At 68.5% G+C, this 19,365-nt stretch carries 18 protein-coding genes; 9 read left to right on the plus strand and 9 right to left on the minus strand.

What is annotated here, in order from left to right; genetic code table 11:
• The first annotated feature begins 19 nt into the window (after nucleotides 1-19).
• From MMF96_RS11510 to MMF96_RS11520, 3 genes are read left to right on the plus strand one after another with little or no spacing between them, the layout of a single operon-like run.
• Nucleotides 20-676, plus strand: a complete 657-nt coding sequence (locus tag MMF96_RS11510) for a biotin transporter BioY (protein ID WP_176617161.1) — start codon at nucleotides 20-22, stop codon at nucleotides 674-676.
• Between the two features lie 50 nt (nucleotides 677-726).
• Complete coding sequence (locus MMF96_RS11515) at nucleotides 727-1,422, plus strand: ABC transporter ATP-binding protein (RefSeq protein ID WP_176617215.1); 696 nt, start codon at nucleotides 727-729, stop codon at nucleotides 1,420-1,422.
• Entirely contained in the window at nucleotides 1,422-2,108 is a 687-nt protein-coding gene (locus MMF96_RS11520; protein ID WP_256883616.1) for an energy-coupling factor transporter transmembrane protein EcfT, read from the plus strand. The genes MMF96_RS11515 and MMF96_RS11520 overlap by 1 nt, the downstream gene beginning before the upstream one ends.
• On the opposite strand, the gene MMF96_RS11525 is transcribed toward MMF96_RS11520, so the two are convergent.
• The 8 genes from MMF96_RS11525 to MMF96_RS11560 form a co-directional block, all read right to left on the minus strand.
• Nucleotides 2,105-3,271, minus strand: a complete 1,167-nt coding sequence (locus tag MMF96_RS11525) for a thiolase family protein (protein ID WP_256883617.1) — start codon at nucleotides 3,269-3,271, stop codon at nucleotides 2,105-2,107. The two genes, MMF96_RS11520 and MMF96_RS11525, sit on opposite strands and share 4 nt — an antisense overlap.
• Nucleotides 3,252-4,721 (minus strand): class I adenylate-forming enzyme family protein, encoded by a 1,470-nt coding sequence (locus tag MMF96_RS11530; protein ID WP_256883618.1) that lies wholly within the window; start codon nucleotides 4,719-4,721, stop codon nucleotides 3,252-3,254. Before MMF96_RS11530 ends, MMF96_RS11525 begins: the two co-directional genes overlap by 20 nt.
• Before the next feature lie 72 nt (nucleotides 4,722-4,793).
• On the minus strand, nucleotides 4,794-5,144 hold the full coding sequence (locus MMF96_RS11535) for a metal-sulfur cluster assembly factor (protein WP_176617165.1): 351 nt from the start codon (nucleotides 5,142-5,144) through the stop codon (nucleotides 4,794-4,796).
• A gap of 38 nt (nucleotides 5,145-5,182) precedes the next feature.
• Nucleotides 5,183-5,950 (minus strand): Fe-S cluster assembly ATPase SufC, encoded by a 768-nt coding sequence (gene sufC / locus MMF96_RS11540; protein ID WP_176617166.1) that lies wholly within the window; start codon nucleotides 5,948-5,950, stop codon nucleotides 5,183-5,185.
• A 51-nt stretch (nucleotides 5,951-6,001) separates the two neighbouring features.
• A complete protein-coding gene (locus MMF96_RS11545; RefSeq protein WP_176617167.1) occupies nucleotides 6,002-6,364 on the minus strand; it encodes a non-heme iron oxygenase ferredoxin subunit in 363 nt (120 codons plus the stop codon).
• The gene (gene sufD, locus MMF96_RS11550; protein WP_256883619.1) at nucleotides 6,364-7,686 is read right to left on the minus strand and encodes a Fe-S cluster assembly protein SufD; all 1,323 of its coding nucleotides are present in this window, start codon (nucleotides 7,684-7,686) and stop codon (nucleotides 6,364-6,366) included. The genes MMF96_RS11545 and sufD overlap by 1 nt, the downstream gene beginning before the upstream one ends.
• Entirely contained in the window at nucleotides 7,687-9,162 is a 1,476-nt protein-coding gene (gene sufB, locus MMF96_RS11555; RefSeq protein ID WP_176617169.1) for a Fe-S cluster assembly protein SufB, read from the minus strand.
• A complete protein-coding gene (locus tag MMF96_RS11560) occupies nucleotides 9,162-9,932 on the minus strand; it encodes a metalloregulator ArsR/SmtB family transcription factor (protein ID WP_256883620.1) in 771 nt (256 codons plus the stop codon). Before MMF96_RS11560 ends, sufB begins: the two co-directional genes overlap by 1 nt.
• Nucleotides 9,933-10,097: 165 nt before the next feature.
• Between MMF96_RS11560 and MMF96_RS11565 the strand changes: the two genes are divergently transcribed.
• Genes MMF96_RS11565 through MMF96_RS11575 form a run of 3 tightly spaced genes read left to right on the plus strand, consistent with a single transcriptional unit; the run spans nucleotide 10,098 to nucleotide 12,834 of the window.
• The gene (locus MMF96_RS11565) at nucleotides 10,098-11,105 is read left to right on the plus strand and encodes an ABC transporter ATP-binding protein (RefSeq protein ID WP_371130978.1); all 1,008 of its coding nucleotides are present in this window, start codon (nucleotides 10,098-10,100) and stop codon (nucleotides 11,103-11,105) included.
• Nucleotides 11,102-11,872 carry an ABC transporter permease gene (locus MMF96_RS11570; protein ID WP_176617171.1) on the plus strand — a complete coding sequence of 257 codons (771 nt, stop codon included), beginning with the start codon at nucleotides 11,102-11,104 and terminating at the stop codon, nucleotides 11,870-11,872. The genes MMF96_RS11565 and MMF96_RS11570 overlap by 4 nt, the downstream gene beginning before the upstream one ends.
• Nucleotides 11,873-11,877: 5 nt before the next feature.
• Nucleotides 11,878-12,834, plus strand: a complete 957-nt coding sequence (locus MMF96_RS11575; RefSeq protein ID WP_256883621.1) for a COX15/CtaA family protein — start codon at nucleotides 11,878-11,880, stop codon at nucleotides 12,832-12,834.
• Between the two features lie 179 nt (nucleotides 12,835-13,013).
• Here MMF96_RS11575 and MMF96_RS11580 read toward each other — a convergent pair whose 3' ends face one another.
• Nucleotides 13,014-13,994 carry a heme o synthase gene (locus tag MMF96_RS11580; protein ID WP_371130983.1) on the minus strand — a complete coding sequence of 327 codons (981 nt, stop codon included), beginning with the start codon at nucleotides 13,992-13,994 and terminating at the stop codon, nucleotides 13,014-13,016.
• 360 nt (nucleotides 13,995-14,354) lie between these two features.
• Here MMF96_RS11580 and tkt point away from each other — a divergent pair, with 360 nt between their 5' ends.
• The 3 genes from tkt to MMF96_RS11595 all read left to right on the plus strand — a co-directional run bounded on the left by tkt (nucleotide 14,355) and on the right by MMF96_RS11595 (nucleotide 19,344).
• Nucleotides 14,355-16,511, plus strand: a complete 2,157-nt coding sequence (gene tkt / locus MMF96_RS11585; RefSeq protein WP_375141429.1) for a transketolase — start codon at nucleotides 14,355-14,357, stop codon at nucleotides 16,509-16,511.
• A gap of 71 nt (nucleotides 16,512-16,582) precedes the next feature.
• Complete coding sequence (tal, locus tag MMF96_RS11590; RefSeq protein WP_256883624.1) at nucleotides 16,583-17,704, plus strand: transaldolase; 1,122 nt, start codon at nucleotides 16,583-16,585, stop codon at nucleotides 17,702-17,704.
• 2 nt (nucleotides 17,705-17,706) lie between these two features.
• Nucleotides 17,707-19,344 carry a glucose-6-phosphate isomerase gene (locus MMF96_RS11595; RefSeq protein WP_256883625.1) on the plus strand — a complete coding sequence of 546 codons (1,638 nt, stop codon included), beginning with the start codon at nucleotides 17,707-17,709 and terminating at the stop codon, nucleotides 19,342-19,344.
• The last annotated feature ends 21 nt before the right edge of the window (nucleotides 19,345-19,365 follow it).

The following is a 19,365-nucleotide window of genomic DNA, read 5'->3' on the forward strand; positions in this document are numbered from 1 at the left end:
GCGAGGAAAGTCACTCCCAATGAATCGAACATCACGGCCGCACGCCGCCGCCGGGCACTTCCAGGGCACGGTGCCGGGCACGCCGGCGCCTCGGACCCCCGGCCGGGTGGCACGCCGCCGGCGCTGGGGCGCCGTGGACCTGTCCCTGATCGCCGTGTTCGCCGCCCTGCTGGCCGCCTCGATAGCGGTGCCCGGGATCAATGTGGGCCCCTTGGGCGTGGCCATCACGCTGCAGACGCTGGTGGTCAGCCTGTGCGGGCTGGTGCTGGGCCTGGGCCGCGGCACCGCCGCGACGGCCCTGTACATCCTGGTGGGGCTGGTCGGGCTGCCGATCTTCAGCGGCTTCCGGGCCGGCCCTGCCGTGCTGGCCAGCCCGTCGGCCGGCTACATCATCGGCTTCATCTTCGGTGCGGCCGCGGTGGGCCTGCTCGCCACCTGGGCCGTGCGCAGCCGGTACCGCGCCGCCGCCCTGTTCGGGGCCGCGCTCACCGGCATGGTGGTCATCCATGTTTGCGGCATCATCGGGTTTGTCCTGAAGGGCATGGCGCTGCCGGCCGCCATTGGCGCCGACGCCATCTTCCTGCCCGGCGACATCCTGAAGAACGTGGTGGCCGTGGCCATTGCGCTGAGCCTGCACCGCGCCTTCCCGGACCTGTTGGTGCGCCGGCGCCGGTGAAGCCCAGAACAGACTCCGCCCAGGACCGTGGTGCGCCTGCCGGAACGTCGATTGTCCTCGCCGGGGCGGGCGTCACGATTGACCCCGCCGACCCGGCCGCGGCCGGGCCCAAGACCATCCTCAGGCCGCTGGACCTGGAACTGTCCGACCGCCGCATAGCCGTCATCGGCGCCAATGGTTCAGGCAAGTCCACGTTGCTGCGCCTCCTCAACGGCCTGGTGCTCCCGTCCACCGGCTCCGTCCAGGTGAACGGACTGGACACGTCCCGGGACGGCGCCGCCGTCCGGCGCACCGTCGGCTTTGTCTTCACCGACCCGATCTCCCAGCTCGTCATGCCCACTCCCCTGGAGGACGTGGAGCTGTCCCTGCGCAGGCTCCGGCTGCCCAAAAGGGAACGCCGCCGCCTGGCCATGGAACTGCTGGAGAGCCACGGACTGGCGCACCTGGGCTCGAACAGCATCTATGAACTCTCCGGCGGGGAACGCCAGATGGTGGCCCTGGCCACCGTGCTGGCCGTGGAACCTGCCATCCTGGTCCTGGACGAACCCTCCACCCTGCTGGACCTGCGCAACACCAGGATGCTGCGCGAGTTGCTGGCCGGGCTGCCGCAGCAGGTCATCCTCTCCACCCACGACCTGGACCTGGCAGCCAGTTGCGGGCGGGTGCTGGTGGTGGACGACGGCGGCATCGCCTTCGACGGCCCGCCCGCGGCCGCCGTGGACCGGTACCGGGCCCTGGCGGGCTGATGCGCGGCCACGCCCACCTGGTGGCCGGATACATCCCGGGCCGCTCCCCCCTCCACCGCTGGCCGCTGTGGCTCAAGGCCTGCCTGCTGCTGGCCACCGCCGTGCTGTGCCTGGCCTCCCCCGCCGTCTCGGTGGCCGCGGGGGCCGCGATCACCACTGCGGTGCTGCTTCTCGTGGTGGCGGGCCATGCCCTGGCCGGGCTGCCCTGGGCGCGGTTGGGGCGGGCTGTGAAGCTGATGTGGATTTTTCTGGTGCTGATTGGCGCCTACCAGTGGTGGCAGCACGGCGGCCTGGTGGCGTGGCAGGTGGTGGGTGCCATCGTGGCCACGGTCCTGGCCGCCAACATCCTCACCGCCACGACCCCGGTGGATGAGCTGCTCGACGGCCTGGCGGCGGTGGTGCGCCCCCTGGAGCGCGTCGGCGCCGACCCGGAACGGTTTTCGCTCACCGTGGCCCTCATGCTGCGCAGCATTCCGTTTGTCATTGGGGCCTTCAGCGATGTCCGCGAGGCCGCCCGTGCACGGGGCCTTGAGCGGAACCTGCTGGCCCGCTCGCTGCCCGTGGTCATTGCCACCGTGGGTTACGCCCGTGCCACGGGCGAAGCGCTGTCAGCCCGCGGCCTGGGCGACCCCGATCTCCCCGGCGACCCCGGCTTCCCCGAGGATCCGGACTTCCCCGGCTCCTAAAACACGCGCCACTCAAAGGCGGCGCTGGTGCCCATCCCGCCGGCCGCACTCACCATGGCCACGGCCGTCACGCCCTGCTCGGCGCGCGCCGCCGCCTGGGCATACAGGCGGGTGACGAGGACGGCCCCGGAGGCACCGTAGGGGTGGCCCAGGGCGAGGGCCCCGCCGTCGCGGTTGAAGGCCCCAGGATCCAGGCCCAGCAGCCCGGCAGAGGCGATGACCTGGGCGGCAAACGCTTCATTGAACTCCAGCAGGCCGGCCTCCAGCCGGTCCGGGCCGGCCCCCAGCGCGTCCATCAGCGCCCGGGTGGAGCCGGCCGCGCCCACGCCCATCAGGGACGGGTCCGTGCCCGCCGTGGCGCTGCCCGTGAACACGAGCCCGTGGGCCGCCAGTCCGCGCGCCTTGGCCAGGGTGGTCACCACCACGGCGGCGGCGCCGTCGCTGTAGGGGCAGGAATTCCCTGCGGTCACGGTGCCGCCCGCCACAAACGCCGCCGGGAACCGGGCCATGAGCGGGGCCAGCGCCCTGCGGGGGCCCTGGTCGGCGCCGAGCCCGGCCAGGGGCACGATCTCCTGGCCAAACACGCCCCGGTCCGCGGCGGCGCAGGCCCTGCGGTGGCTCTCCAGGGCATAGGCGTCCTGGCGTTCCCGGCTGACGCCGTACCGGGCGGCCACGTTTTCCGCGGCCACCCCCGCATCGGGATCCCCAGGGTCCAGCGGCGCGAACTGGGCCCGGTCGTAGAACTCCAGCCCCCCGCCGGGCAGCCGGTGGGCGCGTGCCGGGGCGGTGCTGATGCTTTCCGCGCCGCCGGCCAGGTACAGCGTGCCGGCACCGGCCTGGACGAGCCGGCAGGCCAGGACCACTGCGTCCAGCCCGGAAGCGCACTGCCGGTCCACGCTCAGCCCGGGCACGGTGTCCGGCAGCCCTGCCGTCAGGGCGGACAGGCGTGCCAGGTTGCCGCCGCCGCCCGTGGCATTGCCGAGGATGACGTCGTCCACCGCGGCGCCGTCGACGCCGGCATCGTCCAGGACGGCCTGGAGCACGGGGGCTGCCAGTTCGTGGACCCGCAGCCCGCGGTAGGCCCCGCCCGCCTTGGCGTTTGCGAGCCGGCGGGCGGCTATGATGACCGGCGTGCGGTCCTCGTCAGTGGATGCGCCGGGCACGGGCGTCCCCTTCCGTGATCCAGGCCTGCAACAGGGCCCGGCTGATCTTCCCCCGGTCCGTCAGCGGCTGTTCGGACAGGGCATAGTAGCGGGTGGGGCGTTGGTGGCCCGGCAGGCCCGCCGCGTGCCGCCGGCAGGCGGCCACCAACTGTTCGACGGACAGGGGGGGCTCCCCCGCCGGGCCCGGGCCCGGAAAGAGGGCGGCAACCACGCGCTGCCCGCGTACGTCGTCAGGCAGTCCGGCCACCAGCACGGTGCCGGGGCCGCCCGCGGGTTCCAGGGCCGCCTCCACCTGTTGCGGATACACGTTGATGCCGCCCGTGACGATCATGTCCGAGGCCCGGCCCACCACGTGCAGCCGGCCGGCCGGGTCCACAAAGCCTTGGTCGTGGACCGTGTACCAGGGCCCCCCGGATTCTGCGGGGTCCGGCAGCAGGTTGAAGGCCAGGCCGTCGTCGCCCCAGGCGTAGCCGTTGCTGACGTAGGGCCCACGGACGTAAATGCTGCCGCACTCCCCCGCGCCGGCGGACAGTCCGTCGGAGCCGCGCACCGAAAGCTCGGCCCCCGGGAAGGCAGACCCGGCACACAGGGACCCGGGGACGTCCGGTTCGCCCGGCACCAGCCGGGAGGCTGCAACAAAGCCGAGCTCGGACGCACCGTAGTACTGGTGGATCACGGCGTGGGGCGCCCACCGCTGCGCCAGTTCCGTGACGTCCCCGGACAGCGCCGAGCCGGCGCACACGATGGATGTGAGCGCCCCGGCCCCCTGGCCCGTGTCCAGGCCGCGCCGGGCCAGCAGGGACAGGACCGTGGGTGTGGCGACCAGCCGGGTGGGGGCGTCGTGCCGGATGGCGTGCAGGGCGGCATCCGGGCTGAACTGCGGCAGCGACACAAAGGTTGATCCGGTGAAGAAGGCCTCGCCCAGGGCGTAGAGGTTCATGCTGGCGGCCATGGGTCCGGGTGCCAGGGTCACGTCCGCCGCGGTGAGGCCAAAGTGGCGTGCGCCTTCCCGGAAGGACGCCTCCCACGACGCACGCGACCGCGTAAACGCCTTGGGCACCCCGCTGGTGCCGGAGGAGAACCCCAGGAGGAAGGTGGAGGCGGGCGGGCCGTCGTGGAAGCCCGGGGGCCCGGCGGAGGTGGCGGGTTGGGCGGCGGCCCAGGCCCGCGCCCGTGCCGCAGTGGCCGCCTTCAGTGCATCGGGCCAGCCGGCGTCGAGCACGGCAGCGGTGCCGTGGCCGGCCACGGCACCGGCAAACCGGGCCGCCAGGCGCGTGCCGTTGGGCTCGTCAATGACCGCCAGTGCCGCGCCGGCGCCCGGCTGCGGAAGCAGGTGCTCCCGGGCCTCCGCAACAAGCTGGGCGAAGCTGAGCCGCGCCCCGCCCACTACGACGGCAGTCCGCTGCGGTTCCTTGCGGGCCCAGTGCTGGAGCTGGTCGGTAAAAGGCATGGGACCCATCTTTTTAAGCCCGGGAACCGCCGTCGTCGGTATTGCGACGACGGCGGTTCCCGGGGTGCCGTGCTAAATGTTGAAGCCGAGGGCGCGCATTTGGTCGCGGCCGTCGTCGGTGATCCGCTCGGGACCCCACGGCGGCATCCACACCCAGTTGATCCGCCATTCGTCCACGATGGGCCCGAGGCAGTTTTCAACCTGCTCCTCGATGACGTCCTGAAGCGGGCAGGCGGCCGTGGTGAGCGTCATGTCCAGCAGCAGGGCGCCGTCCTCGCCGTAGCGCAGGCCGTACAGCAGGCCAAGGTCGACGACGTTGACGCCCAGTTCGGGGTCAATGACGTCCTTGAGGGCCTCCTCGACGTCCTCGAGGCCTGCCTGCGCGCTGGGTGCGGCGGGGCTTGTTTCGCTGATCTCAGTCATGGTGTGTTTCTTCGCTTTCGCTTGAAGAGGGGCGGCGGCTAGGCCGTGGCCTGGGCATCGGCCAGGTACCGGTCGTAGCCTTCGTCCTCGAGGCGGTCGGCCAGCTCGGGGCCGCCCTGCTCGGCAATGTTTCCGTCGACAAAGACGTGCACAAAGTCGGGCTTGATGTACCGCAGGATGCGGGTGTAGTGAGTAATGAGCATGGTGCCCAGCCCGCCCTCGGCGATGGCGCGGTTGACGCCCTCGGAGACCACCTTCAGCGCATCAACGTCCAGGCCGGAGTCCGTCTCGTCCAGGATGGCGAACTTGGGCTTGAGCAGTTCGAGCTGGAGGATCTCGTGGCGCTTCTTTTCGCCGCCGGAGAAGCCTTCGTTGACGTTGCGCTGGGCGAATTCGGGTTCGATGCGCAGCTGGGCCATGGCTTCCTTGACGTCCTTTGTCCACGTGCGCAGCTTGGGGGCCTCGCCGTCGATTGCCGTCTTGGCGGTGCGCAGGAAGTTGGTCATGGTGACGCCGGGGATTTCGACGGGGTACTGCATGGCCAGGAACAGGCCGGCGCGGGCGCGCTGGTCGACGGTCATCGCCAGGACGTCTTCGCCGTCAAGCGTGATGGATCCGCTGTCCACGGTGTAGCGGGGGTGCCCTGCGATGGTGGAAGCCAGGGTGGACTTGCCCGAGCCGTTGGGGCCCATGATGGCGTGGGTTTCACCGGTCTTGATGGTCAGGCTGACACCCTTGAGGATGTTCTTGACGCCCTGCTCGGTGGTGATGCTGACGTGCAGGTCCTTGATTTCCAGAGTCGACATGCTCTCTCGTTTCTCGTAAAAAAGTTTGGTGGTGTGCTGGTGGGCCGGACGCTACTGCGTGCTGACGCCGTTGATGATGTTGGTGACGTCCACGTAGACGTCGCTGCCGTGGACTGACAGGGCAAAGACGGGCACCGGTTCGAAGGCGGGAAGGGTCAGCGGCTGGCCTGTCTTGAGGTCGAACGAGCTGCCGTGTGCCCAGCATTCGATGGTGCAGTCCTCCACATCGCCCTCGCTGAGCGAGATTTCCGCGTGTGAGCAGGTGTCGCCGATGGCGTGCAGTTCCCCGTAGGAGTCGCGGACGATGGCGATGGGGTAATCGTCAATCTCCACGAGCAGGGCGGACTTCACCTCGACGTCGCTGTCCTGGCAGACAACAACGCCGGTGGGCGTTGTGGTGGACGGTTCGGTCATTACAGTGTGCCTGCCGCCAACTCACGTTCCACGGCTTCGCGCATGCGCTCTTCCAGGGCGGGAACCTTGATGTGCTGGATGACTTCGTTGAGGAAGCCGCGCACCACCAGGCGCCGGGCAACATCCTCCGGGATGCCGCGCGCCTGCAGGTAGAACAGCTGCTCGTCGTCAAAACGGCCGGTGGCGCTGGCATGGCCGGCACCCTCGATCATGCCGGTCTCGATTTCCAGGTTCGGCACCGAGTCGGCCCGGGCACCCTGGGTCAGGATCAGGTTGCGGTTCATCTCGTAGGTGTCGGTGCCTTCGGCGGCCTTGCGGATCAGCACGTCGCCAATCCACACGGCATGGGCACCGTCGCCCTGAAGGGCGCCCTTGTACGTGACGCGGGACTTGCAGTTGTTGGTGGAGTGGTCCACGAACAGGCGCTGTTCCAGGTGCTGGCCGGCGTCGGCGAAGTACAGCCCGTACATCTCCACCTCGGCACCGGTGCCCGCGTAGCGGGCCGACGGGGTGGTGCGCAGCAGGTTGCCGCCCAGGTTGATGACAACGTGCTTGACCTTGGCGTCACGGCCCACCTGGATGTGCTGGGCGCTGGCGTGGACGGCGTCGTCGTCCCAGTCCTGGATGCTGACGACGGTCAGGTTGGCGCCGTCCTCCACCAGGATTTCGACGTTTTCGCTGAGCACGGCCGTGCCGCGGTGGTCCAGGACCACCACGCCGGTGGCGAACTGCTTCGCGTGCACCAGGATGTGGGACGCGGCCGGGGTGGTGCCGCCGCCCGTGAGGGTCAGCGTGGTGACGTCCTCGGCCGTGCCCTGGTATTCGGCAGGCAGGGTCACCACGGTGGCTTCTGCGAAGTTTTCCCATGCGGCGGCTGCCACGCGGTCCTCGGGGATGCCGGCGCGGCCGATGCGCGCGTCGCCGCGCCCTACGGTCTCCACCGTGACGGCGTCGGGCTTGGTGACTTCCACGGCGGGTGCCGGGCCGTCAAGCTGCTGGCCCTTGACACCGACGCGGTCCAGGCCGCGCAGGCGCTTGAGCGGGGTGAACCGCCAGTCTTCTTCCCGTCCGGTGATCAGCGGGAAGTCAGCCAGCTTGTAGGAGGTCAGGCGGCCTGCGCGGGAGCTGTCGGGGACGCCGACGCCGCCACCGTGGCTGTCGCCGTGGCTGTGCGCCTTGACGGCGCTGCCGCCCAGCGGGCCGCTTTCGGGGTTGAGGTCCGAAAGCTGCTCGCCTTCCTCCGTCATGCCCTTGATGAAGCCCTGTGACCAGACCTTGCCGTCGGCGGCGTCGATTGTTTTTTCTTCGGTGAGCTCGGTCATTTAGCCGACGGCCCCTTCCATCTGCAGTTCGATCAGGCGGTTCAGTTCCAGTGCGTATTCCATGGGCAGTTCCTTGGCGATCGGCTCGATGAAGCCGCGCACAATCATGGCCATGGCCTCGTCCTCGGGCATGCCGCGGGACTGCAGGTAGAACAGCTGTTCTTCGCTGACCTTGGAGACCGTGGCCTCGTGGCCCATGGAGACGTCGTCCTCGCGCACATCCACGTACGGGTAGGTGTCCGAGCGGGAGATGTTGTCCACCAGCAGGGCGTCACAGCGCACCGTGTTGGCGGAGTGGTTGGCGCCCTCGCGGATCTGGACGAGCCCGCGGTAGGCGGAGCGGCCGCCGCCGCGGGCCACCGACTTGGAGATGATGGAGGACTGCGTGTTCGGCGCAATGTGGACCATCTTCGACCCGGTGTCCTGGTGCTGGCCCTCGCCGGCAAACGCGACCGAGAGGGTCTCGCCCTTGGCGTGTTCGCCCACCAGGTACACGGCGGGGTACTTCATGGTGACCTTGGAGCCGATGTTGCCGTCGACCCATTCCATGGTGGCGCCCTCGTGGGCGATGGCCCGCTTGGTGACCAGGTTGTACACGTTGTTGGACCAGTTCTGGATGGTGGTGTAGCGGACGCGGGCGTTCTTCTTCACCACAATCTCAACGACGGCCGAGTGCAGCGAGTCCGAGGTGTAGATCGGGGCGGTGCAGCCTTCGATGTAGTGGACGTAGCTGCCCTCGTCGGCGATGATCAGCGTGCGCTCAAACTGGCCCATGTTCTCGGTGTTGATGCGGAAGTACGCCTGCAGCGGGATTTCCACGTGCACGCCCGGGGGGACGTAGACGAAGGATCCGCCGGACCAGACGGCCGTGTTCAGCGAGGCGAACTTGTTGTCGCCCACCGGGATCATGGTGCCGAAGTACTCCTGGAAGATTTCCGGGTAGTCGCGCAGGCCGGTATCGGTGTCGGTGAAGATGACGCCCTGGGCTTCGAGGTCCTCGCGGATCTGGTGGTAGACCACCTCGGATTCGTACTGGGCCGTGACGCCGCCGACGAGGCGGCTGCGCTCGGCCTCCGGGATGCCGATGCGCTCGTACGTGGTGCGGATGTCCTCGGGCAGGTCCTCCCAGGTCTGGGCCTGCTTCTCCGTGGAGCGGACGAAGTACTTGATGTTGTCGAAGTCGATGCCGGACAGGTCCGCACCCCACGTGGGCATGGGCTTGCGGTCAAAGTACTTCAGGCCCTTCAGGCGCATGTCCAGCATCCACTGGGGCTCGTTCTTCTTGGCTGAGATGTCGCGGACGACCTCTTCGCTCAAGCCGCGGCGGGCGTTGTCGCTGGCTGCGTTTTTGTCTGACCAGCCAAAAGCGTAGGAGCCCAGCCCCTCCAGCTCCGGGTTTCGTTGGAGGATATCGTGGTTGGTGGAGTCCTCCACCACGTCATTCGCGCGTACTTCCTGCGCCAATTGATCCGTCATCACGGCCTTTCTTGCTGATGGTTGGAAATATTTCCGTTCGTCCGCACGCTGCCCGCAGGCGCGCTGACGCGCTTGCGGACCACTGCGCGGCCCGTTGGTACGTGGGTGGTGCATACGTGGCCGCCGCTGGCCATGGTGGACAGCCGCCTCACGTCGACACCCAGGAGCCGGGAAAAAACTTCAGTCTCGGCGTCGCAAAACTCGGGGAAGGTGGTGGCCAGTTCCTGGATGGGGCAGTGTCCCTGGCACAGCTGTTCAGCAGCCATGGCGGAGTGCGGGTTCAGCGAGTCGGAGGTGGCCACAAAGCGGTCGGCGGTCAGGGCCCGGGCCAGCGCCTTGGAGCGTGCCGCGACGTCGGGCCCGGCTGCGTCCACGAGCGGCTGGTAGCTGGATTCCATGTGGGCGAAGCGCCGTTCGGCAAATTCCATGACGCCCTGGCCCCCGCGCGTGGCCGCCAGTTCCTTCAGGGCCAGCCGCGCAATCTCCAGGTAGTCGTCACCAATTTTCGTCTGCCCCTGGCGGGAGACAACGTAACGGCGGGCCGGGCGCCCGGCGCCGCTCTTGGCGTTGCTGATGAGCTTGACCTCAATGACGCCGTGCCGGGACAAGGTGTCCAGGTGGCGGCGGACGGCCGCCGGTGTCAGGCCCAGCAGTTTCCCCATCTGGGCTGCGCTTACGGGGCCGTGTTCGAGCACGGCCGTCAGCACACGGTCGCGCGTACGCTCGTCCGGATCAAGGACGGGGACCTGCCCCGCTTGGACTTCCGTCATTCCCGGCACCTCCGCCACCTCAATTGGGAACAGAACAATAAACAACACTATTATGTCGTAATTGTCGGCCGCATGCCAGTAAGGCGACCCTATACGCGCACCCCTGTCGGATGCATCGCCGTCGCACCTTCACGGATGGGGTACTACATCACGTAGAATAGGCCCGTGACGCTGACTCCCAACTCCGCTCCCGACGCCGCCCTGGTCATCACCGGGCTGGTCAAGGACGTTGGTCCCATCCCCGCCCTGGACGGGCGGATGAAGAGGATCATTTCCAATATTAGCCTGCAGGCCCGCTTTGGCGAGGTAACTGCGCTGCTTGGTGCCAACGGTGCCGGCAAGACCACCACCATCGAGTGTGCGCAGGGCCTGCAGAACCGCACCGCCGGCACCATCTCCCTGCTGGGCCAGGACCCGGAAAATGCCGGTGCCGCGCTGCGCGCCCGGGTGGGGGTGATGCTCCAGGACGGCGGCCTGCCACCGGCGGCTCGCCCCGTGGCGCTGCTGCGCCACGTGGCCAGGCTGTACAGCAATCCGCTGAGCGTGGATGCGCTCGTGGACAGGCTGGGGATTGCCGAATTTTCCGCCACCACCATCCGCAGGCTCTCCGGCGGCCAAAAGCAGCGGGTGGCCCTGGCCGCAAGCCTGCTGGGCAACCCCGAGGTCCTGTTCCTGGATGAGCCCAGCGCCGGCCTGGATCCGCAGTCCCGGCTGATGGTCTTTGAGCTCATCCGGGAACTGCGCGACGCCGGCAAGGCCATCGTGCTCACAACCCACCTGCTCGATGACGCCCAGCGGCTGGCCGACTACGTCTACATTGTCAACCACGGCGAATCCGTCACCGAGGGCACCGTGCCGGAACTGCTGAGCCAGTCGACGGCGTCGCAATCGCAGCGCACCATGACCTTCGAAGCGGGACCCGGGCTGGACACCTCGGCGCTGGCCCACGAACATGTGCACTGCGAGGAGACCCGGCCGGGCAGCTACCGGCTGGCCGGCGCGCTGGAACCGGCCGACCTGGCCCGCTTTGGCCAATGGTGTGCACGGCTGGGCGTCATGCCAACCTCGGTCCACCTGGCGTCACAGTCGCTGGAGGATGTGTTCCTGGCCATTGCCGCGTCGCGGGAACCTGCAACCGTGAAGCCGCACGCACTCAAGACGGAGATCCGATGAGCACCCTGTTCCACGACGCCCCCGCGGGGCTCCCGGCATCGCTCCCCCGCCGCGTGCTGAACCAGGGCCGGTACGAGGCCGCCGCCATGCTGCGCAACGGCGAGCAGCTGGTCCTGATGATCGTCATGCCGCTGCTGGGCCTGGTTGCCCTGGCCGTGACCCCCATCCTCAACGGCATGGGTGATTCCCGGATCAACATCGCCACCCCCGGCATCCTGGCCCTGTGCGCCCTCTCCACGGCCTTCACCGGACAGGGCATCGCCACCGGCTTCGACCGGCGCTACGGCGTGCTCCGCTTCCTCTCCACCACCCCGCTCGGCAAGGCCGGCCTCATCGCCGGCAAGGTCATTGCCGTCCTGGTGGCCCTCGCCATCCAGGTGGCCATCATCTCCACGGTGGCCGCGTTCATGGGCTGGCGGCCCTCGGCGGCCGGCGTCGCACTCGGCATTCCCCTGCTGATCCTCGGGGCCGCCACGTTTACGGCCCTGGGCCTGCTGATCGCCGGCACCGTCCGCCCCGAAGCCACCCTGGCGATCACGAACCTGGGCTGGATCCTGCTGGCCGCCCTGGGCGGCATTGTGCTGCCGGCGGCAAAGTTCTCCGCCACGATGGCCGGGATCGTGGCATGGCTGCCGTCCGGAGCCCTGGGCACCCTGATGCGGGCCGCGCTGCTGCAGGGCCGTATTGATGTTTTTTCAATTGTCATCCTGCTGGCCTGGGCCGTTGCCGGTTCCATCGCGGCAATCAAATGGTTCAAGTGGAACTGAAAGTTGTGAATGAAGTGAGTCAAAACAACACGATCAAGTCCGTGGCGCGCAAGCTGCCCACGACAGTCACACCCGCGATCCGGCGCCTCTCCGTGGGCCTGCTGATCGGCCAGGGCGTGCTGATCGTCTCCGGCGGGGTGGTGCGCCTGACCGGTTCCGGCCTGGGCTGCCCCACGTGGCCGAACTGCACGCCCGGATCGCTCACCAACACCCCGGCGATGGGCATCCACGGCGTCATTGAGTTCACCAACCGCACGCTGACGTTTGCGCTGGCCGCCGTGGCACTGGCCCTGCTCGTGGTGCTGTGGAACCTTCGCAAGGAACGCAAGGACCTGTTCTGGCTGACCTTCTCGCTGCTGGCCAGCATCCCTGTCCAGGCGGTCATTGGCGGGATCACCGTGCTGTCCGGGCTCAACCCCTACGTGGTGAGCCTGCACTTCCTGGTCTCGGCGGCCCTGGTGGTGTTCACCATGCTGCTGGTCAACCGTGCCTATGGCCGTGCGGGCCGGACTGCGCCGGCCGCGGCACTGCGTCCGCGGAAGACCATCCGCCAGCTCAGCGTTGTTGCAGCCGTGTGCACCTACCTGGCCGTCATCCTCGGCACCCTGGTGACCGGCACCGGCCCCCATTCCGGGGACGCCACATCCCCGCGCACCAACCTCGACGGCTACCTCGTCACCCGCATCCACGTGCTGCCGGTGTACGTCCTCGTGGCGGTTTCGGTGTTGCTCATGGTGCTGCTGTGGCGCCGCGGACGCGGTGACATCTTGCGCAACGCGGCCATCCTGCTCATCGTCAGCGTGGTCTACCAGGGCGCCATCGGCTACTGGCAGTACTTCACCGGCGTGCCCATCTTCCTGGTCGGGCTGCACATGGTGGGGGCCTCCCTGCTGCTGGCCACCGGCACCAACATCGTGGACCTGGCACTGCGCCGCGGCAAGGATCCCGTCCGGTCCGCGTAACGGCACCAGCCGTTGAATAACGCAGCAGGCCCCGCACCAAAGGTGCGGGGCCTGCTGCGTCCTGGGAGCCGCCGCCTGCGTCCTCGGGAGCCCACTACAGCGAAACGGCACCCGTCCGCATGGGGTGGGTGCCGCCGTCGATCAACAAGGACCGTGCCTCACGTGCCTCGCAGGAGAGGCTAGCCCATCAGGGCCCGGCCCACGAAGGGGTCCACGGCCAGGGACAGGAACACCAGCGTCAGGTAGGTGATCGAGGCGTGGAAGACCTTCATGGCGTTCTTCTTCGTGACCAGGTCCTTCTTGGAATTGTTGTACAGCGTGTGGGCCTCAACGAGGAACCAGGCGCCCGCGGCCACGGTCACCACGGTGTACACGATCCCGGCACCGCCCAGGGGCACCATGAGCAGCGAGCAGGCCACCATCGCCCACGTGTAAAGGACCACCTGCACGGCCACGGTGCGGGAACCGGCCACGGCGCCCAGCATGGGGACGTTGACGGCGTTGTAGTCGTCGCTGTAGCGCATGGACAGCGGCCAGTAGTGCGGCGGCGTCCAGAGGAAGATGATCATGAACAGGATCACGGCCGGCCACTGGACGGTGTCCGTGACGGCGGACCAGGCGATGAGCACCGGCATGCAGCCGGCCGCCCCGCCCCAGACGATGTTCTGCGTGGTGCGGCGCTTGAGGACCAGCGAGTAGACCACCACGTACAGGAAGATGGCGCCGATGCCCAGGACGCCCGTCAGCGGGTTGATGCTCCACAGCAGGCCCACGGCCAGGACGGTCAGGATCCAGGAAAAGACAAGTGCCTCACGCGGGGTGATGACGCCGGTGACCAGCGGCCGCTTTGACGTGCGGTGCATCACCTTGTCGATGTCGCGGTCAATGTAACAATTGAAGGCCCCCGATGCGCCGGCGGCCAACGCGCCGCCCACCATGGTGGCCACCATGAGCCACACGCCGGGAAGACCGCCCCGGCCGGAATAGCCTTGGGCGAAGAACATCGTGGGGAGCGTGGTGACCAACAGCAGTTCCACCACCCGCGGCTTGGTCAGGGCCAGGTACCCCTTGGCTTTGGCCGAAAATCCCAACCGTGCACGGGGTGCTTCCGGTGAAGTTCCAGCGATCGGGGCATGTGTTGCACTCACGTGTAATGTCACCATGTTCTAGTCGGTCGTTCTCATTCATTCTCCATGGCCCGCACGCCGCGCAGCCGGTGCACCGCACCAGCCGGACAACAGGGCCATGCCGGGCCAAGCCTCTAAATATCATAGCTGGCCGCACGTGAAAAGGCATGAACGCGCATAAGTCAAGTCTTTACGGGAATTTGACGGAAATTAGATCAAATGCCCTGCCGCCACCGGCTTTGTGAATTCCGGGGGCCTCCCTGGTTTGGCCCATGGCGGCACCCGTGGCACTAAGCTGAAGACAGATCAACGTTTCAACGCTGGACAGTGCGCAGTACCCGATGGCGGACGAGTTCACCCCCGCAGGCCATCCGTGTGCCCGGCACTTGTTTCATGCACGCACCCAACGAGAGGGAACTGTCAGTGTCACATCCTGAACCAGCAACATTTACGTGGACCGAAGCAGATGCGAAGGCAGTGGACACCGTCCGCGTCCTGGCCGCGGACGCCGTTGAGAAAGTGGGCAACGGGCACCCCGGAACCGCCATGTCCCTGGCCCCGGCCGCCTACCTCCTGTTCCAGAAGGCCATGCGCCACGACCCGAAGGACCCCGACTGGATCGGCCGCGACCGCTTCATCCTCTCCCCCGGCCACACCTCCCTGACCCTGTACATCCAGCTCTTCCTCTCCGGCTACGGCCTGGAACTAAAGGACCTGGAAGCACTGCGCACCTGGGGCTCCCTGACCCCGGGCCACCCCGAGTACAAGCACACCAAGGGTGTGGAAATCACCACCGGCCCGCTCGGCCAGGGCCTGGCCTCCGCCGTCGGCTTCGCCTACTCCCAGCGCCGGATGCGCGGGCTCATGGACCCCGACGCCGCCCCCGGCACCAGCCCGTTCGACCACACGGTGTGGGTCATCGCCTCCGACGGCGACCTCCAGGAAGGCGTCACCAGCGAGGCCTCCTCGCTGGCCGGCCACCAGGAACTGGGCAACATGGTCGTCATCTACGACTCCAACCACATCTCCATTGAGGACGACACCAACATCGCCTTCTCCGAAGACGTGCTCAAGCGCTACGAGTCCTACGGCTGGCACATCCAGCGCGTCGACTGGACCAAAACCGGAGAATACGTTGAGGACGTGGCGGAACTGAACGCCGCCCTCGAAACCGCCAAGGCCGAGACCACCAAACCGTCCATCATCCTGCTGCGCTCCATCATCGGCTACCCCTCGCCGAAGAAGCAGAACACCGGCGCCATCCACGGCTCCGCCCTGGGCGGCGGCGAAGTCGCCGCGCTGAAGGTGGAACTTGGTTTCGATCCGGAGAAGCACTTCGACGTCGATCCGGCCATCCTCGCCCACGCCCGCCAGGTCACCGACCGCGGCGCCGCAGCACACCAGGAATGGAGCGCCGGCTTCGAGGCCTGGAAGGCCGCCAACCCCGAGAATGCGGCCCTGCTGGAGCGCATTGAAAAGAAGGAGCTCCCGGCAGGCTGGGAGAAGAACCTGCCGGTGTTTGAGGCCGGCAAGGACGTCTCCACCCGCGTGGCCTCCGGCAAGGTCATCAACGGCGTCGCCGGAGTCCTCCCCGAGCTGTGGGGCGGCTCCTGCGACCTCGCCGGTTCCAACAACACGACCATCGAGGGTGCCGGCTCCTTTGTCCCGACGTCCAAGCAGACCGACACCTGGTCCGGCGGCCCCTACGGCCGCGTGCTGCACTTCGGCATCCGCGAGCATGCCGCGGCGTCGATCGTCAACGGCATCCACCTGGGCGGCCCCACCCGGGCGTTCTCCGGCACGTTCCTGATCTTCAGCGACTACCAGCGCCCGGCCATCCGCCTCTCCGCGCTCATGGGTGTCCCGTCGGTCTACGTCTGGACGCACGACTCCATCGGCCTGGGCGAGGACGGCCCCACCCACCAGCCGGTGGAACAGCTCGCCACCCTGCGCGCCATCCCGGGCCTGGACGTGGTCCGCCCCGGCGACGCCAACGAGGTCGCCGCAGGCTGGGCGAAGATCCTGGAAACCACGGACCACCCGGCCGGCATCGTGCTCACCCGCCAGAACATCCCCACCTACGCCCGCGGTGACGGCGCTGCCACGGCCACGGAGTTCGGCTCCGCCGCCGGGGTTGCCCAGGGCGGCTACGTGCTGGCCGAGGCCGTGCGCGACGGCGCCGTCGCCACGCCCGACGTGCTGCTGATCGCCACCGGCTCGGAGGTGCAGCTGGCCGTGGAGGCCCGCGAGGCGCTGGCCGCCGACGGCATTGCCGCCCGGGTCATCTCGATGCCGTGCGTCGAGTGGTTCCACGCCCAGCCGGCCGACTACCGCGAGTCGGTGCTCCCGGCAGCCGTCAAGGCCCGCGTCTCCGTCGAGGCCGGCCTGGCCCTGGGCTGGCGCGAGTTCGTCGGCGACGCCGGCCGCTCCATCTCCCTGGAGCACTTCGGCGCCTCCGCCGACTACAAGCGCCTGTTCCAGGAGTTCGGCATCACCGCCGGGGCCGTCACGGCCGCAGCCAAGGACTCGCTGGCCGCCGCCGGGGCCTGATCCCGGGACCGCAGCGCCGGCCCCGCGCCGGCTCCCACCCATCCATTTTTTGCAGGAAGAAGCACCAAGCCATGACCAACGCATCACCTACCGCCCAGCTCTCCGCCGCCGGAGTGTCCATCTGGCTCGACGACCTGTCCCGCACGCGCCTGACCACCGGCACGCTGCAAAAGCTCATCGAGGAAAAGAACGTGGTCGGCGTCACCACCAACCCCAGCATCTTTGAGGCCGCCATCACCAAGAGCGACGCCTACAAGACGGAGCTGAAGGACTTCTCCGCCAAGGGCGTCCACGCCGAGGCAGCCGTCTTTGAGATGACGACGGCGGACGTAGCGGCCGGCTGCGACCTGTTCGCCGGCGTGGCCGAGGCCACCCACGGCGTTGACGGCCGCGTCTCCATCGAAGTCGATCCCCGCAAGGCCTGGGACACGGAAGGCACCATCGCCGAGGCCAAGCGCCTGTACGCCAAGGTCAACAAGAAGAACGTCTACATCAAGATCCCGGCCACGGTCGAGGGTCTGGCAGCCATCACGGCGACCCTCGCCGAGGGCATCAGCGTCAACGTCACGCTGATCTTCTCCCTGGAGCGCTACCGCGCCGTGATGAACGCCTTCCTCAGCGGCCTTGAGCAGGCCAAGGCCAACGGCCACCAGCTGGCCGACATCCACTCCGTGGCCTCCTTCTTCGTTTCCCGCGTGGACACCGAAATCGACAAGCGCCTGGACGCGCTGGGCACCGACGAGGCCAAGGGCCTGAAGGGGAAGGCCGGCCTGGCCAATGCCCGCCTCGCCTACCAGGCCTTCGAGGAGGTCTTCTCCTCCGAGCGGTGGGCACTGCTGGCCGACGCCGGGGCCCTCCCCCAGCGCCCCCTGTGGGCCTCCACGGGCGTCAAGGACCCGGCCTACCCGGACACCCTGTACGTCACGGGCCTGGTTGCCAAGGACGTGGTGAACACCATGCCGGAGAAGACCCTCGACGCCACCTTCGACCACGGCGTGGTCACCGGCGACACCGTCACCGGCACCTACGAGGAGTCCAACGCGCTGCTCAACCAGCTCGAAGGCCTGGGCATCTCCTACAACGACGTCGTGGGGCTGCTTGAAACCGAGGGCCTGGACAAGTTCGTCGCCAGCTGGAAGGACCTGCTCAACCACGTGCAGGACGCCCTGGACGCCGCAGGCAAGGAGGCCTAGCCATGACCTCCCTGGCATTCGCCGCGACAGGCGCCGCACAGGCGGCCGGAACCATCCACCTGGAATCACTGGTCGCCGACAGGGTCGCCTCCAAGATCTTCGCCAAGGACGCCACGCTGTGGGGGCCGGACGCCGAATCCGAGTCCGCCAAACGGCTGGGCTGGGTGGAGACCCCCGAGGTCTCGGCACCGCTCGTCGCCGAGATCAATGCCCTCCGCGACGCCTTCGCGGCCGAGGGCATCAGCCACATCGTGCTCTGCGGCATGGGCGGCTCCTCGCTGGCCCCGGAAGTCATCACGGCCACCGCCGGCGTTGAGCTCACCGTGCTGGACAGCACCGAGCCGGGCCAGGTGCGTGCCGCCGTGCAGGACCGCCTCGCACAGACCGCCATCGTGGTCTCCTCCAAGTCCGGCTCCACCCTGGAGACGGACTCCCAGCGGCGCATCTTCGAGCAGGAGTTCACCGCCGCGGGCATCGACGCCAGGCAGCGCATCGTCATCGTCACCGACCCCGGCTCCCCGCTGGACAAGTCGGCCCGCGAGGCCGGCTACCGCAAGGTCTTCAACGCGGACCCCAACGTGGGCGGGCGCTATTCCGGCCTGACCGCGTTCGGGCTCGTTCCCTCCGGACTGGCCGGCGTGGACGTGCAGGCGCTGCTTGACTCCGCTGAGGAGGCCGCCGAGATCCTGCGCGATGACGACGCCGACAACATCGGACTGCGCCTCGGCGCAGCCCTGGGCGGCACCACCCCGCTGCGCAACAAGGTGGTCATCGTCGACGAAGGCTCCGGAATCATGGGCTTCGCCGACTGGGCCGAACAGCTCATTGCCGAATCCACCGGCAAGCTGGGCACCGGGCTGCTGCCCGTCGTGGCCGATCCGGCCTCGCCCGAGGTCACCGAAGGCCTCGCCGATGTCCTGGTGGTCCGGCTGGTGGCCGGGGATGCCGACGTCGAACTTCGGAACAATGAAGTGTCCATCGCCGGTGACCTCGGCGCGCAGATGATGGTGTGGGAATTCGCCACGGCCGTGGCCGGGCGCCTGCTGGGCATCAACCCCTTCGACCAGCCGGACGTGGAGGCCGCCAAGGCCGCTGCCCGCGGGCTGCTCGACGCCACGCCGCAGCCCACGCCGGCCCTGTTCACCGACGGTGCCATTGAGGTCCGCACGGCCAACGGCGACGCCGGCTGGCTGGCCGGTGCCTCGACCGTGGCCGGGGCGTTGTCCGCCCTGGCCGGGGCACTGCCGGCCGACGGCTACCTCAGCGTCCAGGCCTACCTGGACCGGCCCGCCAACGCGCCGCTGGCCGGAATCCGCGACGAACTGGCGGCCGCGACCGCCCGCCCCGTCACGTTCGGCTGGGGCCCGCGCTTCCTGCACTCCACCGGACAGTTCCACAAGGGCGGCCCGGCCATCGGCGTCTTCCTGCAGGTGACCGCAGCTGCTGCACAGGACCTGGCCATTCCGGACCGCCCGTTCACCTTTGGCCAGCTGATCGCAGCCCAGGCCGCCGGCGACGCCGGGGTCCTGGCCGACCACGGCCGCCCCGTGCTGCGCCTGCACCTGACGGACGTCGCCACCGGTGTTGAACAACTGAAAACTGCTGTGGCAGCCCTTGCCGGCCGCCGCACCGACGCATAAGGCCGAGCCACCCCACATGCC

The sequence above is a fragment of the Arthrobacter sp. STN4 genome, from assembly GCF_024539665.1.
GTDB lineage: Bacteria > Actinomycetota > Actinomycetes > Actinomycetales > Micrococcaceae > Specibacter.